The following is a 25,385-nucleotide window of genomic DNA, read 5'->3' as shown; positions in this document are numbered from 1 at the left end:
TCTCCTGTTTCGGACGCTTTCATTGGCACATGCGCCTTACGTTCTTTTCCGGGATGATACGACCGGCACGGTGACTGCCTTCACCGAGCCGGAAGAGATCATCGTCGCGGACGAGCCGGAAGCGTTTTTTGCCGCCCTGACGCGCATGGAGCAGCTGCGCCGCGCCGGGAAATACCTTGCCGGCTATATGTCCTACGAGGCGGGTTTCCTGTTCGAGCCGAAACTTGTGGACTTTGCTGCCGAGCCTCGCAACGTGCCGTTCCTTCGCTTCGGCGTCTTTTCCGGCCCACAGCCGGATGAGGGGCGATTTGCGCGGCCCGAAAGTCTGCCGGATGCCGATGCGTTCCTGTCCGATCCCGCGCCCGCATGGAGCCTTGAAGATTATTGCCAGCGCTTCGAGCGGTTGCACGGGCATCTGCGTCGCGGCGACTGTTATCAGGGCAATCTGACGATGCCCGTTCATGCTCGCTGGAGCGGCGATCCGCTCACGGCTTTCTGGTCATTGGTTGAGCGCCAGCCGGTCAAATATGGCGCGCTGGTCGATCTCGGTGGACCGGTGATCCTGTCGCGCTCACCGGAACTGTTTTTCTCGGTGGACGGGGAAGGTTTCATTGAAACCCATCCGATGAAGGGAACGACGCCGCGCGGTGCGAATGCGCAAGAGGACCGGACGATCATCGCGGCGATGCTTGAGGATGAAAAGACGCTTGCCGAAAACCGCATGATCGTCGATCTCCTGCGCAACGATATTTCCCGCATCACCGAGGTCGGCAGCCTCCATGTGCCGCGACTGTTCGATATCGAGACCTATCCCACCGTGCACCAGATGGTCAGCCATGTGCGCGCGAAGCTTTTGCCTGATGTGACGGTGGAGGATATTTTCGCGGCGCTTTTTCCCTGCGGTTCGGTGACCGGCGCGCCGAAAATGTGGGCGATGAAGATCCTGCGCGAACTGGAACAGACGCCGCGCGACGCCTATTGCGGCGCGATCGGCGCCATATCGCCTGGTGGGGAGATGAGGTTCTCCGTGGCGATCCGCACGATGACGCTGTTCGATGACGGTCGCGCGGTCTTCAATGTTGGCGGCGGTATTGTGTTCGATTCCGATGCCGAGGCGGAATATGATGAGTGTCTGCTGAAATCCAAATTTGCGGTTGGGGACAGACTGTTACGGGGGTGATTATCCCGTGCGTTGCGTCTCAGTTTACCGGTATTGCGAATCTGTAGGGCGGACATCCCGAAAGAACGATTTAATCTTATCCTGCACATTCGCGTCAGGCGTCGTTACCTCATAGAAGCTACTGTCGATTGCCCGAATGGTCACCCATTCCTGATCCAAGGCTGGCGACAACGCAGTAAACTGCCCCCATATCACTTGTTTCGCCTTCTTCGCGAGGTCGGCCAGAACGGCGCCTGAAATACGCGCATCTTTCTGGGCCAACATCTCGAGGTCATCTCGCGATTCACCCACCACCTCAAACCATTCATCGGCGGATTGCAGAGACTTGACCGTGGAAACGACCCAAGTTGCCGTTTGAGAGGCCGGTGCGAGGAGATGAAGGAGATCGTAAAGATCGGCTGCAATTACGCCCTCGCGAATGTCATAAATTCTTAGTGTTTGATGGGGATTTTCGGATGTGAGGGTAGCAATATTGTCTCCAGCCCTATCTCGAGCCGACGTGACAATGGCGATGTCACCATCCTCGATCAGCACTTCCTTCGCCGCCGGATGGCTGAGAAAACCCGAAGGGCTAGCGGTGGCGCCATAGGCGCCCGATTGCAGGATTGCCAGGAGATCACCAGCCTTCAGCTTCGGCAGGGCCGCATTGCGGGCCAGGGTGTCGAGCGGTGTGCAGAGCGGGCCGACGATGGTTGCCGTTTCCTCATAGTCTGCCTGCATCATGGCCGGTGCGACGATGGGGTAGTTGCGCTTGACGATCTGGCCGAGATTGCCGGAGGCGGCGAGGTGATGGTGCATGCCGCCATCCATCACCACGAAGGTAGTGCCGCGCGAGGTCTTTACCGAATTCACCTCCGCCACATAGACGCCGCCGGGACCGGCGAGGAAACGGCCGGGTTCGACGATGACATGGGCGTCGGTTATCAGCGGATGCGCCTTTACGAGCGCCTTGAGGTCGGGAATGGCGGCACTGACCGCTGCAAGATCGAGCGGCGTTTCGCCTGCGAAATAGGGGATGCCGAGACCGCCGCCGAGATCGATGGTTTCGAGCGGCTTACCGAGCATCCCGGCCATGCGCGCGGCAAGCAAAATGGAGTGTCTCCATTGGGAGACAAGCATGTCGGCATCGAGGATCTGCGTGCCGCCGTAAATATGAACGCCGACGAGATCGATATATCGGGCGTCCTTGAAGAGCGGCAGGACATTTTCCAGCTCTTCCTCATCGAAACCGAAGGCCGTGGCCTTGCCGCCCATGCGCATCGCGCCGGCTTGTGCATCCGGCACCGGATTGATGCGGATCGAGGCTTTGACCGGCTTGCCGATCGCCTCGATGCGGCCAATTTCCTCGGCGCTTTCGATGTGGATTTCGCCGATGCCGCCCTCGATCACTTCGCGCAATTCGGCTTTGCTTTTGCCGGGGCCGGCGAAGATGATGTTTTCCGGTGCGACACCGGCCTTGATGGCGGCGCGGTATTCACCGACGGAAGCAATTTCCGCACCGGCGCCCTCCTGGCGGAAAAGCGAGATGATGGCGGGCAGGGGATTGGCCTTCACCGAATAATAGATGTCGGCAAAGCCACTGAGCGCCGTTTCGAGATTGCGATAGGCGCGGCGCATGGCGCTGGCGTCATAGAGAAAGCATGGTGTTCCGGTTCCGGCGACAATATCGCGCACGGGAAGTCCACCGATCATCAGATCGTTTTCGCTTATGCCGAATAACGCGGCTGCAAAGGCCGGGCCGTGGCTCTGGGGTTTATCCGTTGGCGCCATTGTCCGTCCGTTCGCGCACCAGCGCGCGGTAATCCACCTTGCCATTGGCCGTTGTCGGCAGTCGTTCCACCAGTTCGATGGCGCGCGGGATCATGAAGGGGGCGAGCATTTCGGCGGCTTTTTTAAGCGCGGCCGAAACATCGATATTCTGGTTGGCGGCGGTCGCCACGGCATGAACCTTTTCGCCCGCAAAGGGGTCGGGCAGGCCGATGACGGCGACCTGCTGGAAGAGCCCCGTCGACATCAGGCTCTCCTCGACCTCGGTCGGGCTGATGCGATAGCCTGAAGATTTGATCATTGCATCGTTGCGGGCAACGAAACTGAAGAAACCGTCCTCGTCTTCCACCGCCAGATCGCCGGAATAACACACGGTTTCGCCGCCCAGTGCCGCCGGAATGAAGGGGTGAGGGCGCAGCACCTTGGCCGTGTCCTCCGGCCGGTTCCAGTAACCCAGCGAGACGGTCGGGCCGCGATGCACGAGAATGCCGGGTTCACCCGGTTTTGCCCTCTGTCCCTCAGCGGTGACGATGAAGATTTCGCATTCGGGAATGGCCTTGCCGATGGAGGTCGGGCGGCGGTCGATTTCATCGGGCGGCAGGAAGGTGGAGCGGAAGGCCTCGGTGAGGCCATACATCAGGTAGATTTTCGTGTCCGGCAGCTTCTCGCGCAGTGCTTTTACGGTTTCCTGCGGCACGCGTCCGCCGGAATTGGTGATGTAGCGCAGATGCGGGAGCGGCGTCTTTGTGAGCGATGGGGCCGCTTTCGTCAGGATCGCCCAGATGGTCGGCACGCCGGCCAGACCCGTGATGGCGTGGTCGCGCAGATCGCGGACGATCTCATCGCCCAGCCGGAAGGTGGAGATAACAGTGGCCGCGCCCTGTTCCACCGCCGTCAGCAGCTGGTTCAGGCCATAATCGAAGCTGAAGGGCAGGAGGGAAAGAATGCGGTCCCTGCCGGTGATGTCCAGATAGGTGCGCACGATGCGCGCGCCGGCCAGAAGATTGCGGTGCGACAGCATCACGCCCTTGGGCGAGCCGGTGGAGCCGGAGGTATAAAGAATTGCGGCCAGGTCTTCGCCGATCGCCGCCGAAGGCCGGGCGGGTGCGCCGGTGCGGGTCCCAATCTCCTCCGCCAGCAGGATCGTGACATCGGGAAGGTCTGCCAATGCTGCTTTCAGCTCATCCATCATCGCAGTGTCGCTGATGACGATTTTTGCGCCGCAATCCCTGATGATATGGCGGATCTGCTGCGCCTTCAGCAATGCGTTGACCGGCACGAAGACGCCGGCCGCCATGCTCACGCCGAAGATCGACCAGCATTCCTCGATGCCGCGCGGCAGATAGATGACGACGCGGTCACCGCGTTGTGTTCCGGCTTCCTGCAATGCCGCTGCACAACGGGCTGCTGCCTTGGCGAATTCGCGATAGTTCAGCGATCGGTCCTTGTGGACGACGGCCGGATCGTCGCTCGCCGCGCGCGCGGTAAGAAGATGGTGCAGCAGGAAATGGGGTGTCATCTCCTCCGTTCCCTGAGGACGAAGGCGATGAGATCGGCCGGCGTGCCGAGATTGTCGGGGGTGAAATGCTCGTCATCGAGAATGATGCCGAAACCCTCCCCGAGGAAGATCATCAACTCAAGAAACCCGAGCGAATCGATCACACCGCCTTCGAGAAGCAGCGTGTCGGCGGAAAAGGGGGCATAGGCGGGAAAACGATTGGAGAGGTAGGAATAGATGGTATCAGCAACGTCGATTTCACTCTTTTGCGCTGCAAGCATGCTCGTTCTCCGATTTCCCTCGTGTTCCCCAGAAGACTGCCCGGAACGGCGCTTTGTCTGTAAAGGCCAAGATTCCGTCGAGTCGCGCAAGAATCACTAAAATACCTACGGTGGCAATAACACCAACTCTGAGTATGTTTCGTTAATAAATTGTGGGTTCCATACGCCTTTTACTTGTATGGGTGCAGATTTATGTGCGGCAAGGCCGCCGGCCTTTCGCTCTCCCTCAAGCGCCGCCATGGTCAGCGCAACCCGGCCGTGGCCAAGAAGGTGGCGGGCAATTGCGGATATGTGCCTTTGCGCAACCTGCCGGTCGTCGCAATGGATGAGGCGCGCGGAGGGCAGTCTTCTGGTTGTGGTTTTCAGGAAGACCAGCGGGTGGTGGCGGTTCTCCGCCTCCATCAAGGCCACGATGCAGCCGAGGCGGGCGTGGTCTTCCAGCATGCCGCGCGTTTCGCCGGACAATATTCCCGGTTTTATGTCCACAAGCGGGCGGAGCCTCGCACTCGCCGGGCGAAGTGCAGCAAAGGGCAGCGGATAAAAAAGCGTGCAATCGGTCACCGTCGCAAAGCCCAGCCTCTCATTCAGCCTGCAGGCTTCGGGAGAGGGGGTGAGATCGGTGAAGATTTCGTCCTCATTGGATGAGGCCATCTGCAGCATGCGCGGTGCGAACCAGCGGCAGGAAGGCTCCACATACCAGCTGGACAGGTTGACGATGATCGTGCCGGTGTCGGGCAGGCGGCTTTTGATCGTCAGCAGCACACCTGCGGCATCGTCGCCCTTGATCAGTAATTGCCCGATTGAACCCAGTTCGCGCCGCTCGTGATGCTCGCTGATGAGCGACAACCCGCGCGACCAGAAGGCCTCGCTTTTTTCCGGGAAGCCTTTCGCCAGAAGAGCGACGGCGGCGACGCGGTTTCCGTTGTCGATCGGTACGATTTTCAGGGTCGCTCTCCGCTGGTCTGGCGCCGTTCTGGGCGGGGAGGGATTTTCAACTCCACCGCGTAGTATCGGCTTACGACGATAGATTTACCGTCCCGTTAATCGCAATGGCTGCAGGCGGTTGGAGGCGATCACATTTGTATGAAAGGCGGGCGCGCGCGGTTACGCGCGTCCCGCCTCTGTCTTATCCAATCAATAAACCACGACGCCGCGGATGCTTTCGCCCTTGTGCATCAGGTCGAAGCCCTTGTTGATGTCTTCTAGCGGCATGGTGTGGGTGATCATCGGGTCTATCTGGATCTTGCCTTCCATGTACCAATCGACGATCTTCGGCACATCCGTGCGGCCGCGCGCACCGCCAAAAGCGGTGCCCATCCAGTTGCGGCCGGTGACGAGCTGGAACGGACGCGTGGAGATTTCCTGGCCGGCGCCGGCAACGCCGATGATGACCGACTTGCCCCAGCCGCGATGCGAGGCTTCCAGCGCCTGGCGCATGACCCTGGTATTGCCGGTGCAGTCGAAGGTATAATCCGCGCCGCCGATAAGGTCGCCATTACGCTTCGTCATGTTGACGAGATAGGGCACAATGTCCTCGCCGACTTCCTTCGGGTTGACGAAATGGGTCATGCCGAACTTCTCGCCCCAGGCCTTGCGGTCGGGGTTGATGTCGACGCCGATGATCATGTCCGCGCCGGCAAGACGCAGGCCTTGCAGAACGTTGAGGCCGATGCCGCCAAGGCCGAAGACGATCGCCGTGGAGCCGATCTCGACCTTGGCGGTGTTGATGACCGCACCGATGCCGGTGGTGACGCCGCAGCCGATGTAGCAGACCTTGTCGAAGGGTGCATCGGGATTGATCTTGGCGAGCGCGATCTCCGGCAGGACCGTATAGTTCGAGAAGGTCGAGCAGCCCATATAGTGATGGATCTTGTCCTTGCCGATCGAGAAGCGCGAGGTCCCGTCAGGCATCACGCCCTGGCCCTGGGTGGCGCGGATTGAGGTGCAGAGATTGGTCTTGCGCGAGGTGCAGGAATAGCACTCGCGGCATTCCGGCGTGTAGAGCGGAATGACATGGTCGCCCTTCTTGACCGAGGTGACGCCCGGTCCGACATCCACCACGACGCCCGCGCCTTCATGGCCGAGAATGGCCGGGAACAGGCCTTCCGGATCCGCGCCCGACAGGGTGAAATCGTCCGTATGGCAGATGCCGGTCGCCTTGACCTCAACCAGCACTTCGCCGGCACGGGGGCCTTCGAGTTGAACGGTCATGACCTCAAGCGGTTTTCCGGCCTGAATGGCAACTGCGGCGCGAACGTCCATATCTTATCTCCTGGCATTGTCTTGTGATTGAACAGGGCTGTTTTGCCCGAGCTTGGCTGGAGGGACAAGGGGCAAACCCCGGTTTGTCGCCCCGAAGAAAACTGCATTGCCGAAATCGGCCCCGTCATGCACGGCATGATGGCCGTAATTCATACGTTCTAATTTATTAATAAATGAATTAAGCATATGAATTTACAGCATATTTTCCGGTTTTTGTTGGCCTTTGGTTTACGGTTTCCGTGCTAATGACCCCGTGGATTTTAAGAGGTCGGCGAGAACTGCTCCCGAAAATGCGTTCGCCAATCGACAGGCAATTTTCAGCACCCGGCGGCAGGCCGGATATTTTTTAGCGTGGCAGAAAGCCCGGCGCACCGCTTTTCACAGCGCGCCTTTCCCGCCGCGATGAGCGACATGAAACGGTGTTTTCAGGATGAGCAGGCGGATAAAAAAAACAGCACGGAAAAGGAGCCTTTTTTCGTCGCTCCTTAGAGACCACTCGGGCACCTTCGCTATCATGACCGCGCTGCTGCTGCCGGTCTTCATCATTTTGCTGGGGTTGCTTTTTGAAGGCGGCAGAGCGCTGGCATATTACAACCAGTCCAAGCGGGTCATGGCGATGGCGTGCGAAAGAGCCACCAAGCCCACGCGCACCTATACGTTGCTTGACCGCGTCAGGCGTGACAATGTGGCCGCAGCCTTCGATGCCATGATTCAATCCACCAAGCAAAAGGTCCTCTCGCGCCAGGTGGAGGTGGACTGGACCACGACGAAGATCAAGGCTGAGTTCAGTTACGGTCTGATTTTCTCGGAGATGTTCAATCTCGATAAGCTGAAATATCGCCTTGATGAGTCCTGCGAAGGCATCCCGCCCTATCCCGAGGACGATGCGGTCATCATTGACAATATGTTCGAGAGCAATGCTCTCGGCGTCGAGCGAGTTCTGAAAAACGGCGTCACCAAGGAAACCCCCGGCGGCTGCTGGGGTGTCTATCCATATTCGGAAATCGGATGGGATGGTGGGACCGGACCCGGCGTAGAGTTGCAGGACTGGAGCAGCCCCTGCTGTCGCCGCAATCACAACTGGCAGGGTTATCCGGCGGGCATGGAGAGCAAGAAACTCAACGGGGCCCCCACCGCGAACGATTTGGCCTGCACACTGAAGGAGGCCGATAAGGTAAAGACCACCGACAAGAACGGAATTGAAAAGAAGGCGGGCACAGAGCTCTCATTGCCAACCCGTTATGTCATGGAACTCGACAGCGACTGGGGCCCGCCTGCGCCCGGCAAGAAAAAAAATATCGAAGCCAATAGCTCGATCTACAAGGATGTCGAGCTTCACCCCGGGATATATAAGATCATGGTTTGGTATAATGGGCGCCGGGCCGTCGAGGACGTCGAAAAAACAAACGGAATCAAGATTTCGCTACAGCAACGGCTCCCCACCCTGAAACCTCAGCAGAAGGTGTGGGAAATGGCTCAGGATAAAAACAATATCGCTTGGACGCCGAGGGATTACAGTTTCAGGGTCAAGGCTTACTCCATCTATCGGGTGACGATCGAGGCTACCGGACTGAGCGACAGCTTCGGCGGCATCATCACGGGCTTCCAGCTTATCTATGTGGATCGAATGGAAGAAGGCTGAGATGAAGTCTTTTCTTTCCCCGCGTCAGGATAAAAGCTGCGGCGGCCCGCGCGGATGCCGGTTCACGCATGGGGCATGTTACCGGCTGTTTGGCGACCGAAAGGCGACAACGGCGGTGGAGACGGCGCTGCTGTTGCCGCTGTTTTTTGCGCTGATTTTTGGGACGCTCGAAATCGGCCTGCTGATGCTCTATTATCTCTATCTCTCTTTTGCCTCGAATGCGGGCATCGAGTATCTCCGCAAGGCGGCGGCGGACGGTAAACCGGCGACCGAGATTGCGCTGCGTAAGGCAATCGCCTCCCGTTTCATTGGAGGGACGGACGAAACCAATCTCAAGATTGCCCTTTTGCCGATTCCCGACGACGACATTGCCGAAGCCAAGGTGCCCATACCGATCGTGAACGATTTTCGCCCGCCCGCCGATACCGCCGGGCAGTACATTCTGGCGATCGGTTACAAATGGAATTTTTTGATGCCGACGACGCGTATTCTCGTGCCGGACACGGGGGGCATTCATCAGTTGCGCAGCATTTCCCTGGCGATCACTGCCGTGCGGGTGACCGAATGAAAAAGACGACACGGTTTTTGCGTCTTGCTGGTTTTGGCCGTTGCCGCTCTGGCGCTGCGGCGGTGGAAATGGGGCTTCTGGCACCGCTGCTCGTCCTTATGCTTGCGGTGGTCATTGAGATCGGGCGGGGCTGGCTGAGCTATGACCGGTTCATGACGATCGTCGACAATTCAGCGCGCTGGGCGGCAAGATTTCCTGAATTCGAGGAAAGGGTGCGCACGGGGGTTCCGAGTTTCGTCGTGCTTTCCGGCAGCGGCATTCTCCAGACGGGCAAACTCGACCTGACGTTGAGAAGCGTCAAACTGGTGGATAAGGTCGCCCGGCTGCAATTTCCCGCCCACAATTTTCTGGGCTCCGCCGAAGATGTGCCGTGGGAGAAAACCGTGATTGCCAACGGTTTCGTTGCTCAGGAGGCTGTCATCGTCGTCTCCGGTCGCTACAGCTACCAGCCGCTGATCTCGGTCCTCGCCGATATCACGCTCAAATTCGAATATGTTGCAGCTGTTAACCCGTTCTTTTCCCAGCGATATCCGTACCAGACGGGCAAATCGGATTTCGCAAAGTGGAATCTCAAACGCTCGCCATTCAAAGCCGACTGAGCGGCCTCAAAGCGCGTGTGTCTCGTTCCTGTTTCCGCCGAGCCATTCCGCGCAATCCCTCAACGCCCGCGCTGCAATCAGCTGGCGTTTCATGATCGTCTTGTCCTTGCCGCGAAAACGCTTCACGCCTTCAGGCTTGACGATCGAGCCCGGCGTCAGTTCCGGGAAGAGGCCGAAATTGATGTTCATCGGCTGGAAGGAACGTTTGCCCGGCTCATCATCGGAGGAGAGGTGGCCGCCGGTGATGTGGTTGAGAAGCGAGCCGAGCGCGGTGGTGGCCGGCGGCAGGCTCGGGGTCTCGCCCTTCTGTTCGGCGGCGGCGAAGCGGCCGGCGAGAAGGCCGACGGAGGCGCTTTCCACGTAACCTTCGCAGCCGGTAATCTGGCCGGCGAAACGCAGGTCCGGCCGGGATTTCAGCTTCAGCGAGCGGTCGAGCAGGATGGGGGAATCGATATAGGTGTTGCGGTGCAGGCCGCCAAGGCGGGCGAATTCCGCATTTTCGAGGCCCGGTATCATGCGGAACACATCCGCCTGAACGCCATATTTCAGCTTGGTCTGGAAACCGACCATGTTGTAGAGCGTGCCGAGCGCATTGTCCTGCCGCAGCTGGACGACGGCATAGGCCTTGACGGTGGGGTTATGGGCGTTGGTCAGGCCCATTGGCTTCATCGGGCCGTGGCGCAGCGTCTCGCGGCCGCGTTCGGCCATGATCTCGATCGGCAGGCAGCCGTCGAAATAGGGCGTACCTTCCCATTCCTTGAAACCGACGGTATCGCCGGCGATCAGCGCATCGATGAAGGCGTTATACTGTTCCTCGTTCAGCGGGCAGTTGATGTAATCCTTGCCCGTGCCGCCGGGGCCGACCTTGTCGTAACGCGACTGATACCAGCAGATATCCATGTTGATGCTATCGCGGTGCACGATGGGGGCGATGGCGTCGAAAAAGGCGAGCGCATCCTCACCCGTCTCGGCCTGAATGGCGGCGGCGAGATCCGGCGAGGTGAGCGGGCCGGTGGCGATGATCGAGTTGCCCCATTCCTTCGGCGGCAGGCCGTTCACCTCTTCGCGCACGATCGTCACCAGGGGGTGACTTTCCAGCTCTTTCGTCACGGCTTCAGAAAACCCGTCGCGGTCGACGGCGAGTGCGCCGCCGGCCGGCACCTGGTGTCTGTCGGCGCAGGCCATGATCAGCGAGCCGGCGAGCCGCATTTCCGCATGGATGACGCCCACTGCGTTCGCCGTTGCATCGTCGGAGCGGAAGGAGTTGGAACAGACCAGTTCCGCCAGCGTATCGCCCTTATGCGCATCCGTGCCGCGCACGCCGCGCATTTCATGCAGGATGACGGGCACGCCGCTTTGCGCGATCTGCCATGCGGCCTCCGAACCGGCCAGTCCGCCGCCCACGACATGAATGGGAGAAGTGGTCTTGTCTTGCATTTCGGTGTCCATGGGCGGCCGCGGGGCAAAGGCTCCCGTCCGGCGGCTGTCTTTCGAGTGATTGTTCCGCGCGGGTCCCGAAGGACGCTGCATTGTTTGCGGATGCACTAGCATGCATGGCCGGGGCAGCCAAATGTTTTTGGGGTGAGGATTACGACGGAGGGGATGTGGTCTTTATGCTAGCAGGTCGCCCCAATGTGATTGGTGACCTCGTCTTCGTCTGGATGTGTAATTTGCTGTGATGGTTGGCAGCGTTTTTTTGTAGGGGGCCATCTTCCTCCGTCATTCCGGCCTTGAGCCGGAATCCAGCCAGCCCAAGTCTTTGGGCTGAAAGGACTCTTCCCACGGCGCAGACGCGCCGTGACTGGATGCCGGATCAAGTCCGGCATGGCGGGAGAGGAGTGTAGCGGAAGAGCAACCGACAAGGAGGGGGCGACACCGCATGGCGTGATGTGCGGTGCTGATGTTCTTCAACGGCCGACTGGCGAGAATTTCCCGCATATTCCGCCAGAATCAAAAACGGCGCCAGAGGCGCCGCTTTTTTTAACCTGTCGCTCGATCGTCGCGCCCTGGAGGTCGGGCAGCGGGACGATCGTTTACGCCTTAGCGGAACGAACGGGCTGCTACGTTACGGATGTCGTAACGGGTCAGGCCGATGTCGCTCAGAGCCTGGTTGGACAGGCTGCCAAGCTCGTTGATCGTGCGGCGGTAGGAGATCCAGTTCTTTGCGATGCGGATGGGGTTCATGGTCGTTTCCTCAATCTATCTCTGTTGATTTCGTCTGCCGGCTCAGTGTTTCTCTGTGCTCTCGGCTGTTGAGGTTTATATATAGACATTGAGCCATGTTGTGCAGTGCAGAATTTAGGCTACTGCCATGCATTTGTGCACTATGTCGGCTAAATTTGCGGCTTTGAGTATCGGTTGGGCAAAATATGAGCGGAAATGCCTGTGTTTCAGGCGGTTTTGACTGATTTGGCAGCTTTTGGCGGCGTAGGAGAGGCTTTCCGGTGTGAAAAGCAGCCATGAAGAGGCTCTAGCGCGATCCAGGCCTGTGCAATTGGTCGGCCGATCGATGCATTTTTCATCTGCCGATGCGGCGAGTGGCTGTGCAGTCGCCCAAAACGAAAAAAGGCCGGAGGCGGAAGCCTCAGGCCTTTTTGGGTAGGTCGTCTCGCATCCGCCGCAATAAGCGGCGGGGCGTGTAATTAGATGCCGACGGCGGTGCGGGCGACGCGGCGGATGTCCTGACGGCCGATGCCGAGGTCATTCAGTTCGCGGTCGGTCATGCGGCCGAGTTCGGTTACGGTCTGACGATACTTGCGCCAGTTGGTCAGCGAGCGTGTGATGTTCATTTTCATCTTCCTCTTCGTGCTGTTCAGTCTCTACGGCCAGTCTTGGGAGGCTTTGGTCCGGGGCTGAACTCGATCTCTGTATGACCATGAATATAATCGGTTTAATCAAAACAAAAACAGACAAAGCAAGATGTCACCTATGCATTAAACGCAAGGCAAGTGGAGAAATCGACCCGATTGCGGCGATCCGTGCATAATTTGTGACCAATTTGTGTGCTTTTGGTGATCGAATGGGGTTGGGCGTTGCGAATCCGGGAGGCATGGCCGGATACGGGGTGGGCACGGCGCAGAAGCCTTGAATTGCAGATATGAAGCGGGGGGCGGCAATCCGGCAATGTCGGTTGCGGGAGAGGCTATATATAATGTCAATGTAGCCGCATAAATATTGCCGGCTTTCCCGCCTGCTTCCATGCGGATGTGCCGCTTGGGGCGGGCCGGCAAGGCGAGGGGGCGGATGCCCCGCGGTTTCCCGTTTCCAGCCCAGAATCGCCTCGGTTCCGCCCTTGCGCCTCATCCCCTGGCGGCGGCGGCAACCAAGCATAGAGGGCGGCTGCCTCTCCCCGCCGGCGCGGGCAACAAGAAAAGTCCGGAGGAAACGAAAGGCGGGGGAACGGCGTGCTTGACCCTTTCAGAACATTGTGACATACCGCCGCCCAACGTGCGGGTATGGCGGAATTGGTAGACGCATTGGTTTTAGGTACCAACGCTTCGGCGTGGGAGTTCGAGTCTCTCTACCCGCACCACAAGCAAGGCATGGCTGTGCCACGCTTGCGCCAGAGTGCATCTTTATAAGATGCGGGGAGCTTCGGGGTTCTTTTCTCCCCTTTGGTCTTTGGTCTCCGGTGCAGGCGCAAAGGTGTGCGGCAGGCGCTTGTGTAAAGAAATAAGGGAAGCCACGGCCGGGGAACGAAGTTTCCGGCGCAGTGCTCGAAAGTAAACCAACGGCTGTCTGAGCACCGCCGCCATGATGTGAAGGTTTGAGAAAATGCAGGTTATTGAAACGCTCGCTGAAGGGCTGAAGCGCGAACTCAAGATCGTTATCCCGGCTGCCGACATGAAGGCCCGTCTGGACGAGCGCCTGGTTGACGCCAAGGACAAGGTTCGCATCAACGGTTTCCGTCCCGGCAAGGTGCCGATGGGTCACCTGAAGAAGATGTATGGCAAGTCCATCATGGCCGACCTCGTCAACGAGCTGGTTCGTGAAAAGCCTTCCGAAATCCTTTCCAGCCGCGGCGAGAAGTCTGCTACCCAGCCGGCCATCTCCATGACCGAAGACGAGCAGGAAGCTGAAAAGATCCTGTCGGCCGAATCCGATTTCGAATTCACCGTTGCCTATGAAATCATCCCGGCCATCGAACTGAAGGCCAATGACGGCATCAAGGTTACCCGCGAAGTTGTTGAAGTCTCCGAAGACGAAATCAACGAGCAGATCCTCAAGATCGCTGAAAGCGCCCGCACCTACGAGACCAAGAAGGGCAAGGCCGCCGACGGCGACCGCGTCACCATGAACTATCTCGGCAAGGTTGACGGCGTTGCCTTCGACGGCGGCGCTGCTGAAGACGCTGAACTGGTTCTCGGTTCTGGCCGCTTCATCCCCGGCTTCGAAGACCAGCTCGTTGGCGTCAAGGCCGGCGACGAAAAGACCATCACCGTGACCTTCCCGGCCGACTACCCGGCTGCGAACCTCGCGGGCAAGGAAGCCAACTTCGACATCACCGTCAAGGAAGTTGCTGCTGCCGCTGCTGTTGAAATCAACGACGAACTGGCCACCAAGCTCGGTCTCGAATCGGCTGAAAAGCTGAAGGAAATCGTCAAGGGCCAGATCGAAAGCCAGTACGGCAACGTCACCCGCCAGAAGGTCAAGCGTCAGATCCTCGACCAGCTGGACGAGATGTACAAGTTCGACACGCCGGCTGGCCTCGTCGACGCCGAGTTCGACAACATCTGGCGCCAGATCAACACCGATCTCGCCCAGTCCGGCAAGACCTTCGCTGACGAAGACACGACCGAAGAAGAAGCCCGCGAAGAATATCGCAAGCTTGCTGAGCGTCGCGTTCGTCTCGGCCTCGTTCTCTCCGAAATCGGCGAAAAGGCCGGCGTTGAAGTGACCGAAGAAGAAATGCAGCGCGCGCTGTTCCAGCAGCTGCAGCAGTTCCCCGGCCAGCAGAAGGAAATCCTCGATTTCTTCCGCAACACCCCCGGCGCTTCCGCTTCGCTGCGCGCTCCGATCTTTGAAGAGAAGGTCATCGACAAGCTGCTCTCCGAAATCTCGGTAACGGACAAGACCGTTTCCAAGGAAGAGCTGCTGGCTGACGACGGCGAAGAAGAAACGGAAACCAAGAAGAAGGCTCCGGCCAAGAAAAAGGCTGCTGCCAAGGCTGACGCCGCCGCTGAAGGCGAAGAAGCCGCTCCGAAGAAGAAGGCTCCGGCCAAGAAAAAGGCCGCCGAAGGCGACGCCGAATAATCTTCTTCGGTGCAAGCTGATTGAACAAAGGGCCGCGGCGAAAGCTGCGGCCTTTTTGTTTGGGCGCCGGTTTTCTGGCAGTATTGCCCGCCCGGTTTCGGGCTTTTGACATCGTTGCGTCATTCTGAATCATTATCGTTAGAGACCGTGGCCGCCGAACCGGAAATATAGGCACCATCGCCACGACGCCGGGGAATGTTGAAGGGTCGTGTTATGGGTGTCAGAAACTATTTGATCGAGGGTGTTTCCGGCACCGGTAAAACCTCGGTGGCAACCGAACTCCAGCGACGTGGCTATCATGTCATCCACGGCGACCGTGAACTTGCCTACAAAGGTGATCCTGAAACAGGCGAACCGGTCGATCTCTCGCTGTTTCAAGGGGATGGGGATATTATCTACCGTCATCGGCATCATATTTGGGATGTCAAAAAAGTGCAGGCGCTGGTGACTGATCGACGTCACGCGATCACGTTCTTCTGCGGCGGCTCAAGGAACTTTGGGCGTTTTATAGACCGCTTCGATCAGGTCTTCGTTCTGGATATCGACGTCGCCACCCTGCAAAGGCGGTTGATGGAGAGGAGTGAAGACGAGTTCGGCGGAAAGGCGGACGAACGTGAATTTGTCTTGCGACTCCATGCGACGAAAGAAGACCTTCCCGCCAATGCAACGGTCATTGATTCATCGAGGCCTTTAGACGTGGTGATCGATGAAATCCTGGCCCGCTGCGTTGGCCCGACCTCAGGAAATGAGCAGCACGGGGATTCTTCGTTTTGATCACAATGCGGTGCAGCATGATTTTTTGCTGCATCTGCTCTTGTTCATCTCCCGTTCATCTGGCACCCTGCGCAGCATGATTTGCCCCGGTCGCTGAACGCGGTCGCTCGGGTATCGTGCGCCGCTCTGATGTGGCCTCATCGCTGCCAAACCATTGGCCTTGAGCTTTTACCGTGCCTGCCGGGTTCTTCCGGCGCGCCCTTAATTTGCCAGGGGACAAGTATGTCGCTCCGAACGGGTTCTGCCCTTGCATTGTCGCTCTTCACCGCCGCCACGGCCGCTCATGCCGATGAGGCCGGGCTGATCTGGAAACCGGTCAAGAATTCCGATCGTTCCTACACGGCGCGCATCGGCGCCAAGCTGCCGGTCGATACGCCGATCCGGGCGGGGCTGGAAATGGGCATGAATGCCTCGAGGACGGGGCAGGTGGTGGATACGCCGGTTCGGCTGTGGGGTAATGTCACGCTGCTGGCGGAACAGCTGCCCGGTGTCTCGCTTGCACGCGATGTCGGTGTCATCGTCAATGCATTGACGGGGTCGAGCAGCCTCTCCATGACATCGCAGCAGAAGCGCATCGTCACGCCGGAACTGGATATCGAGGCGAACCGCAATTTCACCGTGCGTTACGACGGCACGGCGCAGCAATGGAACGGTCTTGATGTGTCGCAGTCGTTGCGCCTGTCCCGCTCGGAAACCGGCACGGCCTTCGTGCTGACGGGGGCGAGCCGCAACAGCTTCAACGAGTTCAGCAGCGGCGTGGCGGTGGAGCAGAAGATCGGCGATAATCTGACGGTGCGCGGAACGCTTGACCAGGGTTTTGCGGATCATTTCCGGCCGGGGGTGAGTGCGCGGTATAGTATTCGCTGGTGAGGGGGGCGGGCTGCTTGGGCCGGGATCATCTCTGGACAAGAGGAAAGATGCAGGTGAATGTCTCTCTTCCGTCATGCCGGACCTGATCCGGCATCCAGCCACGGCGCGTCTGCGCCTTGAGGCGAGTCTTTTCAGCCCAAGGACTTGGGCTGGCTGGACCCCGGATCAAGTCCGGGGTGACGAGGAGAGGAGGCTACGACCTTACCACAAGCGCCCGTATGGCGTTGTGCCGTTCCGCTGAATACTCTCTCAATCCTTCTTGATCTCACCCATGCGGTTCCACGCATCCAGCCCGGCAATCTTGTAGGCTTCCGCGAGCGTGGGGTAATTGAACGTATTCTCCACGAAATATTCCACCGTGCCTTTGAGATTCAGCACCGCCTGGCCGATATGCACCAGTTCGGTCGCACCTTCGCCGACGATGTGGACGCCGAGCAGGCGGCGGGTTTTCAGCGAGAAGATCATCTTCAAGAGCCCGCTGTCGAGACCCATGATATGGCCGCGCGAGGTTTCGCGGAAATGGGCGATGCCGCATTCATAGGGAATGGCGCGTTCGATGACTTCTTCTTCCGTCAGGCCGCAGGTGGAGATCTCAGGCACGGCATAGATGCCGTAGGGGAAGAATTGCGGCGGTTCGCCGGCCGGTGCACCGACGGCATGGCGGGCGGCGATGCGGCCCTGTTCCATGGACGTGGATGCAAGGCTCGGGAAACCGATGATGTCGCCGGCGGCATAGATGTTCGGCACCGAGGTCTGGAAGGTCTCGGGATCGACCTTCAGGCGGCCGCGGCTGTCGGCCTCCAGCCCGCAGGCCGAAAGGTTGAGCGTATCGGTAGCGCCGACGCGGCCGGCGGCAAACAGCACCGTCTCGGCCTTGAGGACGCGGCCATTGCCGAGCGAGACGAGGCATTTGCCGCTTTCGTCACGCTCCACCTTTTCCGCCTTCTGGCCGAAGATCAGCTTCATGTTGCGGTCGCGCAGCTGATAGGCGAAATCCTCGACGATTTCCTTGTCGATGAATTCCAGCATCGTTTCGCGCGGCTCCACCACCGTCACCTGCGTGTCGAGCGCGCTGAAGATGGTGGCGTATTCGATGCCGATGACGCCGGCGCCGACAACGATCATCGAGCGCGGCAGTTCCTTGATCTCGAGAATCTCGTCCGAATCGAGCACCGCCTCGCCATCGAAGGGAATGTGCGGCGGCCGGTAGGGGCGGGTGCCAATGGTCAGCAGGATCGAGGTCGCGGTAACGGTCATGATCTCACCATCGCTTTTCACCACCTTCATGGTGTTGGCGTCGATGAAGCTTGCCGTGCCGCGAATGTGCTGGACGCGGTTGCGGGCGAACTGGTGCTCCAGCACTTCCACTTCGTGATCCAGCGTGATGAGCAGGCGGCGGCGCAGGTCTTCGGCGTCGATCTCCTGCTTGACACGATAGGCGCGCCCGTAAAAACCGCGCTCGCGCCAGCCGGTGAGGTTGAGCGCCGTTTCGCGCAGGGTCTTCGAAGGGATGGTGCCGGTGTGCACCGAAACGCCGCCGACGCGGCTGCCCTTCTCGATGACCAGAACCCTCTTTTCGAGCTTGGCGGCCTGAATGGCGGCCCGTCTTCCCGCCGGACCGCTGCCGACAACAATCAGATCGAACTGGTGCATGAAAAACCCCGGAACAGAATTATTGCAATGACCGGATGTCGCATCCGGCATGGCGTCGCCGCGAAATGGTCGTGATGCCATTTTGACGATGGGGAGTGATTCCCCCTTCAGCCTTGCCCGCAAGAGTGCAATGCAACAAACGCCTGCGTCAATCTGTAGCGTAAGAATCTGACGGATTCGTAACTGGGGGTGAGGTTTCAGAAGGTTGTGTGATTATTAGTGGGCGGGGTGCGCGGGGCTTACCCCCCTCTGCCCTGCCGGGCATCTCCCCCTCAAGGGGGGAGATCGACTCGCGGGCAGGTTTCGCCCATCTCAATATTTGCGAATGAAGTGGTGTTCACGCTCCTCCGTTCACTCCTGAAAATGCCCCAAAAACCCAACAGCTTCATCCCGCACGGCGCTAACGGGCGGGGATGGTTTGGGCGTCGGGCGATTGCCCGGCCGCGCTTTGGTTGGGGTTGGTGTGGGTCGGATGCGTTGCGCAGCCGGGTCTTTCACCATGCCGTATTTCGCAAAGGGCCGTGCACCGCCTGTTGCGAAATGGTCCTTTCCACGAACGTTGCCAGCGTTCCCACCACAGGACCGTCCCTTGGTTTCCGCCACGTCTGGCAGCCACCCGGCAGGACTGCGTTCACTCTAACAGCGCGCCGCGGAGCGGGGAAAAGCGGGGACGAATTTTTCCGGCGTCAGTCTTCCTTGCGGGTAACGTGGCGGTGGAGCGCGGCAAGGTCCTGGCGGAGCGCCGCCAGTTCGGCCAGCACTTTCACATCGATCTTTTCATGCAGTGAAAGAACCTCGAGCTCGGCCTTCAGGTTCACCTCATAATCCTTGGCGGCCTCAAAACGGTCACGGGCGGCCTGACGGTTCTGCGACATCATGATGATCGGCGCCTGAATGGCGGCCAGCATGGAGAGCAGCAGGTTGAGGAAGATGAAGGGATAGGGGTCGAAGGCGCGCGTCGTCAGCACGATGGTGTTGACGATGGCCCAGACCAACAGGAAAAAGCAGAAGCTGAGGATGAAACCCCAGGAGCCGCCGACCTTGGCGATATTGTCGGCCAGCCTGTCGCCGAGGCTGGCGCCGGCGGAAAATTCCGCGTTGATGTCGCTCGAAACCAGCTTTTTCTGGTGCGAGAGTTCGAGAATACGCTGCTCCACCTCGCCGATTTCGCGGGAGGAGCGCTTGAAGTGCGAAACGATATAGTCGGAGATATCTGACACGGTGTTTCTCCGGTTCTGATGGGGCGATGCGGATGTTTCCCGAGATAAACCCGCATGGCGGTGGAATTCAAACGATTTCCACGGCCATGCGGTTCAGGCGTCCCCGCCGAAAACCATCAGACCGACGGCGCGCCCTCATGCAGCCAGTTGAAACCGGGGAAGAAGCGCTCGCGGCCATATTGCTGGCCGAACATCATGTCGAACTGCAGCAGGCGGTAATCGCGCACCACGTCGGGAATGGAATTGGGCGCAATCGACCAGTCGGGCAGGGCCTTGCCGTCGGTCGCCACCAGCATATGCCGGTCGATGACGGAGAAGGCCTTCTGCACCTCGCCCAGTGTGCCGGTATAGAAGGGATCGGAGAAGCCGGCCGTCTTCAGCACATGGTAAGGCAAAAGCGCCGGGCTGATGGTGCCGATATTCTTGCGCACACCCTTCCTGGAGGACCAGACGACGAGCGGTGTCTCGTGTTCCTTCTTCATCACCTCCAGCGGCGCACGGCGGCTTGCCACCATGCCCGGCATGTAACCGCTTTCCACGAAGGTCTGGCCGAGCGGCGGCAGGTGATCGCCGAAGAGGACGATGATGGTTTCACGGTCGCGTTTTTTTGCCCAGCGCATCAGTTTCAGCAGCGCTTCATCGGCTTCCGCCACCCCTTGCGAATAGGTGGCAAGCGCCCGCGAGGCGGAGGCGGAGAGATCACCTTCGACGCCGATGGTGTTTTCGGCGTAACGGGTGGCCTCGTAAGGACCGTGTCCCTGCAGGGTGACGGCGAAGAGGAAAAGCGGATTCTGCGTCCGGTCCGCCGTCGCCATGATCTCATCCATCAGCGCATCGTCGGAGGCGAAGTTGCCGCGTTTTTCCATGGCCGGCAGCGTCTCTTCCGAGCGGAATTCCTCGAAGCCGAAATTCCTGTAGACCTGCTTGCGGTTCCAGAACCATTCCTGGAACGGATGCATGGCGATGGCCGAATAGCCTTCACCGCGGAAGAAACTGGCGAGCGAGGGCACAGGGCGGCGGATATATTGCTGATAGGGTATGCTGCCATAGGGCAGGAAGGCGTTGGAAAAGCCGGTCAGCGCCTCGAATTCCACATTCGCCGTCATGCCGCCGAACTCGGGCGAAAAGACGTTGCCCGACTGTTTGGCGCGGATGGTCGGCATCGGATCGGCCGAGAGCTTCACGTTTTCGAGCCGCGCCGGGTCCCAGAGCGATTCGCTCATCAGCATGATGACGTCAGGGTAGTCGCCCTTGTTGGCGGCGAAGGCGGCGGGTTCGGACGTCAGGTCGGCGATGCTGTTTTCACCGTAACCCTGCGGCGCCGAGACATTGGCCATCGGAATATTGAAGGCGAAGGCCATCAGAAAACCGTTGTGGCGGTAGTTTTCCTGCTGATCCCACATCATGGGTATGATGTTGAGACGGTCACGTGCCCAGGAATAGTGCGAATAGTCCATCAGCGAGGCCAGACCGGCAAGAAGCGGCAGCGCCAGCGCGAGACCAGCCGCGCGCTCACGCCAGCGCAGGACGGGCGAATGGCGGCGCGCCAGCAGCCATAGCGCCACAAGTGCCGCAATGGTGGCGCAGATGCCAAGCCCGAGCAGCACGGCCGTCAAGGGCTGGGCCTTCAGCATGGTCGGCAGAAGCTCGAGGATCTGCCGGCCGAACAGCAGGTCGGAGGGGTAAAGCGGATCGGAAAGATAGGTCTGTTTCTGCGCGGAGATCAGCCCGGTCATCGCGCAGAGCGGTGCAATGGCGATCAGCGACAGGTAACGCCGGCCAAGGATGGCATCCAGCGCCACGAGAAGGGCGAGCACGGCGGCAATGGTGGTCATGCCGGGGCGTGCGGATGAGGTGAGGAAAGCACCGACATCCGTGAGCGAACCGCGGGCGATCCACTCCAGCACCACAACGAGCACAACGGATGCGACCGTCAGATTGGCAAGCGGATAGGCCGTGCCCGAAAGCTTCGAAAGGCTCCTAATCCCTGCAGGCGAAAAGACAAAACCAGCCTTTTCGGAAGCCGTTGTTTTTGGCGCCGAATGTCTCAAACCCATACTCCGGTATTTCAGGCGGCACGGCCGATCCGGGGAGGTGAATCGGGTGTCGCAAAAGTGTCATGTAACTGTCACATAAGCGCGATGAACGCGACATGAACTTTGCGCAGCCTGGCCGGTGCGGCGATAACCTTAGCGTGAACGCGCGCGCCCGATGCGTAACGGGCGCCGCCATGCAATTGCCGCGTTGCGGAGCGGGCACGGGCGCGGTATTGAAAAGCCATGAGCGACAGACACGATATCCAGAACCACCTCCGGATTGCCGTCGGGCAGTTCAATCCCACTGTTGGCGACGTGGCGGGCAATCTCGCCAAGGCGCGCGAGGCAAGGGCCGATGCGGCAACGCAGGGCGCAGACCTTCTGCTTCTGACCGAACTGTTCATTTCAGGCTATCCGCCTGAGGATCTGGTGCTGAAGCCGGCTTTCCTGAAAGCATGCCTGAAAGCGGTGGAAGAACTGGCGGCGGAGACCGCCGATGGCGGGCCGGGCGTCGTTATCGGTTTTCCGCGACAGGGCGAGACGGGCCGGCACAATTCCGTGGCGCTTCTGGATGGCGGCAAGATCATCGCGCTGCGCGACAAGATAGACCTGCCGAATTACGGTGAATTCGACGAAAAGCGTGTTTTCTCCGAGGGTTCGATTTCCGGTCCCTATAATTTCCGTGGGGTCAGGATCGGCATTCCGATCTGCGAGGAAATCTGGAACGATATGGGTGTCTGCGAGACGCTCTCCGAAAGCGGGGCGGAAATCCTGCTGGTGCCGAACGGTTCGCCCTATTATCGCGGCAAGCTGGATGTGCGCCATCAGGTGGCGCTCAGGCAGGTGATCGAAAGCGGCCTGCCGCTCGTTTTCGCCAACCAGCTGGGCGGACAGGACGAGCTGGTGTTCGACGGCGCAAGCTTCGGCTTCAATGCCGACAAGACGCTTGCCTTCCAGATGAGCCAGTTCGAGGCCACACTTGCCGTCACCGACTGGAAACGCACGGCAGATGGCTGGCGCTGCGAAAGCGGGCCTTTCTCGAAGATTCCCGAAGGTGAGGAAGCGGATTACCGCGCCTGCATGCTGGGCTTCCGTGATTACGTCAACAAGAACGGCTTCAAGAGCGTGGTTCTCGGCCTTTCCGGCGGCATCGATTCGGCGATCTGTGCCGCCCTTGCCGTCGATGCGCTGGGCGAGGAGCGGGTGCGCTGCATCATGCTGCCTTACCGTTATACCTCGGAAGAATCGCTGAAGGACGCGGCCGATTGCGCCAGGGCGCTGGGCTGCCGCTACGATATCGTGCCGATCGTGGAACCGGTGGAAGGGTTCCTCTCGGCGCTGTCCGATCTCTTCGAGGGCACGGAAGAGGGCATTACCGAGGAAAACCTGCAGAGCCGCACGCGCGGCACCATCCTGATGGCCGTCTCGAACAAGTTCGGTTCGATGGTGGTGACGACGGGCAACAAGTCCGAGATGTCAGTGGGTTACGCCACGCTCTACGGCGACATGAATGGCGGTTTCAACCCCATCAAGGACCTCTACAAGATGCAGGTCTATGCCATTTCCAGCTGGCGCAACGCCCATGTTCCGCCGGGTGCTCTCGGCCCTTCCGGCGAGGTGATCCCCGCCAATATCATTTCCAAGGCCCCGTCGGCGGAATTGCGTCCCAACCAGACCGACCAGGATTCGCTGCCGCCCTATCCGGTGCTCGACGATATTCTGGAATGCCTTGTCGAGAAGGAAATGTCGGTCGAGGAGATTCTCGCACGCGGCCATGATGTGGCCACCGTGCACCGGGTGGAGCATCTGCTTTATCTCGCCGAATACAAGCGCCGGCAATCGGCTCCGGGTGTTAAGATCACCAAGAAGAACTTCGGCCGTGACCGGCGTTATCCGATCACCAACCGGTTCCGGGATCGGTGATTGAGGGCGCGCGCCATTGATTTCTGGCGGGTGAGTTAAGTGCCTTTCTCCGTCATCCTCGCCCTTGAGGCGAGGATCCATGCGCGGTTGAGATTGTGGGTCCTCGGGTCAAGCCCGAGGATGACGTCGCGTGTGAGGAGCTTTTTGACAACGCATAAACGGCGCGGAGAACACCCCGCGCCGCTCGCTCATCTCAAATAACCTGCCCCACATCGATACGGTTGCCATCGGGGTCTTCAAAGACGAAGGCGCGCAGGCCGTAATCCTTGTCCTGCAGGCCCTTGATGATGCGCAAGCCCTGGCTCTTGCAGAGCGCGTGCAGCGCATCGACATCGCTCACCATCATATGCGCCACGTTGAAGGGCGCCGCCTTGTGCGTGGGCTGCAATGTCAGATGCAGCTCGGCATTGCCCTGTTTCAGGATCATGAAGCCGACGGGGTTGCCGTTTTCGAAGGTCTTTTCAAAGCCCAGCACGCCAACGTAAAAATCATGGGCCGTTTCGATATTTTTGACAGGAAGCATTGCGGCGATCCGGCCGAAGCGGATGCCGTGATCGGCGATGGTATTCATCGCGGAACCTCGGATCTGGGAGAAACGGGAAGCGGCGCGGACGGTGCCGGAGCGCTGGCGTTTTTTCCGGTTTGAATTTGCAGGACGGTGCCTGCCGCCCTAGGATCATAATCGAGGCGATGGCGGATGCAAACGGAATGTCTGCATTGCCCAGCGCTTTGAACGAGAACACGGACACGCCCGGGAGGCAGAATGCGCAGTTCCATCGAAATCTTCAACATCCGCACCCGGCAGATGCGGGTGGTGTGGCAGACACCTGATCTCTTTGAAGCGCCGAACTGGTCGCCGGATGGAAAATACCTGCTGTTGAACAGCGAAGGCCTGCTTTATCGCCTGTCTCTGACCGGTGATGTTGCGCCGGAGAAGGTCGATACCGGCGTCGCCACGCTCTGCAATAACGATCACGGCATTTCGCCCGATGGTTCGCTCTACGCCATTTCCGACAAGGTGGAATTCGGCAAGAGCGCCATCTATCTCATGGCCTCCGCGGGCGGCGCGCCACGGCTGATGACGAAGAACCTTCCTTCCTACTGGCATGGTTGGTCGCCGGACGGGAAGAGCTTCGCCTATTGCGGCATTCGCGATCAGGTCTTCGATATCTACTCCATGGATATAGAAAGCGGCGTCGAGACGCGGCTGACCCATGGCGAAGGTCGCAATGACGGGCCGGATTATTCGCCTGACGGTGCGTGGATCTATTTCAATTCCAGCCGCACCGGATTGATGCAGATCTGGCGCGTGCGGGTGGATGGCTCCGCCGTCGAGCGCATCACCGACAGCCCCTATGGCGACTGGTTTCCGCACCCGTCTCCGAAGGGAGACAAGGTGGTGTTCGTCTCCTATGACGGCGACGTTTTCGACCATCCGCGCGATCTTGATGTACGGGTGCGGCTGATGGATATGGATGGCGGTAGTGCCGAGACGCTGTTTGAGCTTTTCGGCGGGCAGGGAACGATGAACTCGCCCAACTGGTCACCTGAGGGGGACGAGTTCGCCTATGTCAGGTATTTCCCGGTGTAATGGGGGGAGGCAGGCCACATTGCCGCACCACCGGCAGAATACTTGCATTCACAAACTTTTTTGCCCATAGCTTCCTTTGTCAGGTGCCCGCCCTTGCGGCGGGAGAATCGGGAATCCGGTGAAAGACCGGAACGTGCCCAGCGCTGTGAGGCGGACGCTCTTTTTTAGAAGCCACTGAAGCAATTCGGGAAGGCGAAAAGGGCGGATGAAGCCAAGTCAGAAGACCGGCCTGACGGGATAGACCGAACCGCGCGGACGGCGGCAGGTT

At 59.5% G+C, this 25,385-nt stretch carries 21 protein-coding genes, 1 tRNA gene, 1 pseudogene and 1 riboswitch; of the genes and pseudogenes, 11 read left to right on the top strand and 12 right to left on the bottom strand.

The window, feature by feature from the left end:
• Positions 1 to 22 precede the first annotated feature (22 nt).
• Positions 23 to 1,180, top strand: coding sequence for an aminodeoxychorismate synthase component I (locus QRN60_RS08085; protein ID WP_087744101.1), 1,158 nt, complete (start codon positions 23 to 25; stop codon positions 1,178 to 1,180).
• 501 nt (positions 1,181 to 1,681) lie between these two features.
• Here QRN60_RS08085 and QRN60_RS08080 read toward each other — a convergent pair.
• The 5 genes and pseudogenes from QRN60_RS08080 to QRN60_RS08060 form a co-directional block, all read right to left on the bottom strand.
• Positions 1,682 to 2,950: pseudogene (locus tag QRN60_RS08080) on the bottom strand (type III PLP-dependent enzyme); the annotation flags it as partial.
• On the bottom strand, positions 2,934 to 4,466 hold the full coding sequence (locus QRN60_RS08075; protein ID WP_129564969.1) for an AMP-binding protein: 1,533 nt from the start codon (positions 4,464 to 4,466) through the stop codon (positions 2,934 to 2,936). The pseudogene QRN60_RS08080 and the gene QRN60_RS08075, both read right to left, overlap by 17 nt.
• Positions 4,463 to 4,726, bottom strand: a complete 264-nt coding sequence (locus QRN60_RS08070; RefSeq protein ID WP_003503006.1) for an acyl carrier protein — start codon at positions 4,724 to 4,726, stop codon at positions 4,463 to 4,465. Before QRN60_RS08070 ends, QRN60_RS08075 begins: the two co-directional genes overlap by 4 nt.
• A 105-nt stretch (positions 4,727 to 4,831) precedes the next feature.
• Positions 4,832 to 5,572 (bottom strand): DUF922 domain-containing Zn-dependent protease, encoded by a 741-nt coding sequence (locus tag QRN60_RS08065; RefSeq protein ID WP_165000587.1) that lies wholly within the window; start codon positions 5,570 to 5,572, stop codon positions 4,832 to 4,834.
• Between the two features lie 288 nt (positions 5,573 to 5,860).
• Positions 5,861 to 6,988: an S-(hydroxymethyl)glutathione dehydrogenase/class III alcohol dehydrogenase gene (locus QRN60_RS08060; protein WP_129564967.1), complete on the bottom strand. Its 1,128-nt coding sequence runs from the start codon at positions 6,986 to 6,988 to the stop codon at positions 5,861 to 5,863.
• A 351-nt stretch (positions 6,989 to 7,339) separates the two neighbouring features.
• Between QRN60_RS08060 and QRN60_RS08055 the strand changes: the two genes are divergently transcribed.
• The 4 genes from QRN60_RS08055 (at position 7,340) to QRN60_RS08040 (ending at position 9,797) form a co-directional block, all read left to right on the top strand.
• A complete protein-coding gene (locus QRN60_RS08055) occupies positions 7,340 to 7,477 on the top strand; it encodes a hypothetical protein (RefSeq protein ID WP_020012708.1) in 138 nt (45 codons plus the stop codon).
• 25 nt (positions 7,478 to 7,502) lie between these two features.
• Positions 7,503 to 8,630: a pilus assembly protein gene (locus QRN60_RS08050; protein WP_129564966.1), complete on the top strand. Its 1,128-nt coding sequence runs from the start codon at positions 7,503 to 7,505 to the stop codon at positions 8,628 to 8,630.
• Positions 8,631 to 8,745: 115 nt separating this feature from the next.
• Positions 8,746 to 9,198, top strand: coding sequence for a TadE/TadG family type IV pilus assembly protein (locus QRN60_RS08045; protein WP_284160359.1), 453 nt, complete (start codon positions 8,746 to 8,748; stop codon positions 9,196 to 9,198).
• Positions 9,195 to 9,797, top strand: coding sequence for a TadE/TadG family type IV pilus assembly protein (locus QRN60_RS08040; protein ID WP_111834446.1), 603 nt, complete (start codon positions 9,195 to 9,197; stop codon positions 9,795 to 9,797). The genes QRN60_RS08045 and QRN60_RS08040 overlap by 4 nt, the downstream gene beginning before the upstream one ends.
• 6 nt (positions 9,798 to 9,803) lie before the next feature.
• Here QRN60_RS08040 and trmFO read toward each other — a convergent pair whose 3' ends face one another.
• From trmFO to QRN60_RS08025, 3 genes are all read right to left on the bottom strand, one after another.
• On the bottom strand, positions 9,804 to 11,246 hold the full coding sequence (gene trmFO / locus QRN60_RS08035; protein WP_165000585.1) for a methylenetetrahydrofolate--tRNA-(uracil(54)-C(5))-methyltransferase (FADH(2)-oxidizing) TrmFO: 1,443 nt from the start codon (positions 11,244 to 11,246) through the stop codon (positions 9,804 to 9,806).
• Between the two features lie 591 nt (positions 11,247 to 11,837).
• Entirely contained in the window at positions 11,838 to 11,981 is a 144-nt protein-coding gene (locus QRN60_RS08030) for a DUF1127 domain-containing protein (RefSeq protein WP_003495735.1), read from the bottom strand.
• A gap of 458 nt (positions 11,982 to 12,439) precedes the next feature.
• The gene (locus QRN60_RS08025; RefSeq protein ID WP_003502992.1) at positions 12,440 to 12,586 is read right to left on the bottom strand and encodes a DUF1127 domain-containing protein; all 147 of its coding nucleotides are present in this window, start codon (positions 12,584 to 12,586) and stop codon (positions 12,440 to 12,442) included.
• A 660-nt stretch (positions 12,587 to 13,246) separates the two neighbouring features.
• Between QRN60_RS08025 and QRN60_RS08020 the strand changes: the two genes are divergently transcribed.
• The 4 genes from QRN60_RS08020 (at position 13,247) to QRN60_RS08005 (ending at position 16,694) form a co-directional block, all read left to right on the top strand.
• Positions 13,247 to 13,329: transfer RNA gene (locus QRN60_RS08020), tRNA-Leu, on the top strand.
• Between the two features lie 242 nt (positions 13,330 to 13,571).
• On the top strand, positions 13,572 to 15,050 hold the full coding sequence (gene tig, locus QRN60_RS08015) for a trigger factor (protein WP_129564963.1): 1,479 nt from the start codon (positions 13,572 to 13,574) through the stop codon (positions 15,048 to 15,050).
• A 213-nt stretch (positions 15,051 to 15,263) separates the two neighbouring features.
• On the top strand, positions 15,264 to 15,824 hold the full coding sequence (locus tag QRN60_RS08010) for a nucleoside/nucleotide kinase family protein (RefSeq protein WP_129564962.1): 561 nt from the start codon (positions 15,264 to 15,266) through the stop codon (positions 15,822 to 15,824).
• 222 nt (positions 15,825 to 16,046) lie between these two features.
• Positions 16,047 to 16,694 carry a hypothetical protein gene (locus QRN60_RS08005; RefSeq protein WP_003502986.1) on the top strand — a complete coding sequence of 216 codons (648 nt, stop codon included), beginning with the start codon at positions 16,047 to 16,049 and terminating at the stop codon, positions 16,692 to 16,694.
• A gap of 249 nt (positions 16,695 to 16,943) precedes the next feature.
• Here QRN60_RS08005 and sthA read toward each other — a convergent pair whose 3' ends face one another.
• The 3 genes from sthA to QRN60_RS07990 form a co-directional block, all read right to left on the bottom strand.
• Entirely contained in the window at positions 16,944 to 18,347 is a 1,404-nt protein-coding gene (gene sthA / locus QRN60_RS08000; RefSeq protein ID WP_080866588.1) for a Si-specific NAD(P)(+) transhydrogenase, read from the bottom strand.
• Positions 18,348 to 19,033: 686 nt separating this feature from the next.
• Complete coding sequence (locus QRN60_RS07995; RefSeq protein ID WP_020809562.1) at positions 19,034 to 19,567, bottom strand: DUF1003 domain-containing protein; 534 nt, start codon at positions 19,565 to 19,567, stop codon at positions 19,034 to 19,036.
• Between the two features lie 116 nt (positions 19,568 to 19,683).
• Positions 19,684 to 21,624, bottom strand: coding sequence for an LTA synthase family protein (locus tag QRN60_RS07990; protein ID WP_165000584.1), 1,941 nt, complete (start codon positions 21,622 to 21,624; stop codon positions 19,684 to 19,686).
• A 222-nt stretch (positions 21,625 to 21,846) separates the two neighbouring features.
• Between QRN60_RS07990 and QRN60_RS07985 the strand changes: the two genes are divergently transcribed.
• Positions 21,847 to 23,526 carry an NAD+ synthase gene (locus QRN60_RS07985; protein WP_003502981.1) on the top strand — a complete coding sequence of 560 codons (1,680 nt, stop codon included), beginning with the start codon at positions 21,847 to 21,849 and terminating at the stop codon, positions 23,524 to 23,526.
• Between the two features lie 193 nt (positions 23,527 to 23,719).
• On the opposite strand, the gene QRN60_RS07980 is transcribed toward QRN60_RS07985, so the two are convergent.
• Complete coding sequence (locus tag QRN60_RS07980) at positions 23,720 to 24,097, bottom strand: glyoxalase superfamily protein (protein ID WP_020012695.1); 378 nt, start codon at positions 24,095 to 24,097, stop codon at positions 23,720 to 23,722.
• A 192-nt stretch (positions 24,098 to 24,289) separates the two neighbouring features.
• On the opposite strand from QRN60_RS07980, the gene QRN60_RS07975 reads away from it, so the two are divergent.
• Complete coding sequence (locus tag QRN60_RS07975; protein WP_129564961.1) at positions 24,290 to 25,117, top strand: TolB family protein; 828 nt, start codon at positions 24,290 to 24,292, stop codon at positions 25,115 to 25,117.
• 64 nt (positions 25,118 to 25,181) lie between these two features.
• A riboswitch (cobalamin riboswitch) is annotated at positions 25,182 to 25,364 on the top strand.
• Positions 25,365 to 25,385 lie beyond the last annotated feature (21 nt).

This window comes from Agrobacterium sp. CFBP2214 (genome assembly GCF_030209895.1).
GTDB classification, from domain to species: Bacteria; Pseudomonadota; Alphaproteobacteria; order Rhizobiales; family Rhizobiaceae; genus Agrobacterium; species Agrobacterium radiobacter.
This window is presented reverse-complemented; position numbering and strand designations above follow the sequence as displayed.

What these genes read in the sequence shown, in the direction of transcription:
- QRN60_RS08075 (WP_129564969.1), bottom strand. Translation starts at nt 4,466, where the DNA reads ATGACACCCCATTTCCTGCTGCACCATCTTCTTACCGCGCGCGCGGCG.
- QRN60_RS08070 (WP_003503006.1), bottom strand. Translation starts at nt 4,726, where the DNA reads ATGCTTGCAGCGCAAAAGAGTGAAATCGACGTTGCTGATACCATCTAT.
- QRN60_RS08060 (WP_129564967.1), bottom strand. Translation starts at nt 6,988, where the DNA reads ATGGACGTTCGCGCCGCAGTTGCCATTCAGGCCGGAAAACCGCTTGAG.
- QRN60_RS08050 (WP_129564966.1), top strand. Translation starts at nt 7,503, where the DNA reads ATGACCGCGCTGCTGCTGCCGGTCTTCATCATTTTGCTGGGGTTGCTT.
- QRN60_RS08040 (WP_111834446.1), top strand. Translation starts at nt 9,195, where the DNA reads ATGAAAAAGACGACACGGTTTTTGCGTCTTGCTGGTTTTGGCCGTTGC.
- trmFO (WP_165000585.1), bottom strand. Translation starts at nt 11,246, where the DNA reads ATGGACACCGAAATGCAAGACAAGACCACTTCTCCCATTCATGTCGTG.
- QRN60_RS08030 (WP_003495735.1), bottom strand. Translation starts at nt 11,981, where the DNA reads ATGAACCCCATCCGCATCGCAAAGAACTGGATCTCCTACCGCCGCACG.
- QRN60_RS08025 (WP_003502992.1), bottom strand. Translation starts at nt 12,586, where the DNA reads ATGAACATCACACGCTCGCTGACCAACTGGCGCAAGTATCGTCAGACC.
- tig (WP_129564963.1), top strand. Translation starts at nt 13,572, where the DNA reads ATGCAGGTTATTGAAACGCTCGCTGAAGGGCTGAAGCGCGAACTCAAG.
- QRN60_RS08010 (WP_129564962.1), top strand. Translation starts at nt 15,264, where the DNA reads ATGGGTGTCAGAAACTATTTGATCGAGGGTGTTTCCGGCACCGGTAAA.
- QRN60_RS08005 (WP_003502986.1), top strand. Translation starts at nt 16,047, where the DNA reads ATGTCGCTCCGAACGGGTTCTGCCCTTGCATTGTCGCTCTTCACCGCC.
- sthA (WP_080866588.1), bottom strand. Translation starts at nt 18,347, where the DNA reads ATGCACCAGTTCGATCTGATTGTTGTCGGCAGCGGTCCGGCGGGAAGA.
- QRN60_RS07990 (WP_165000584.1), bottom strand. Translation starts at nt 21,624, where the DNA reads ATGGGTTTGAGACATTCGGCGCCAAAAACAACGGCTTCCGAAAAGGCT.
- QRN60_RS07985 (WP_003502981.1), top strand. Translation starts at nt 21,847, where the DNA reads ATGAGCGACAGACACGATATCCAGAACCACCTCCGGATTGCCGTCGGG.
- QRN60_RS07980 (WP_020012695.1), bottom strand. Translation starts at nt 24,097, where the DNA reads ATGAATACCATCGCCGATCACGGCATCCGCTTCGGCCGGATCGCCGCA.
- QRN60_RS07975 (WP_129564961.1), top strand. Translation starts at nt 24,290, where the DNA reads ATGCGCAGTTCCATCGAAATCTTCAACATCCGCACCCGGCAGATGCGG.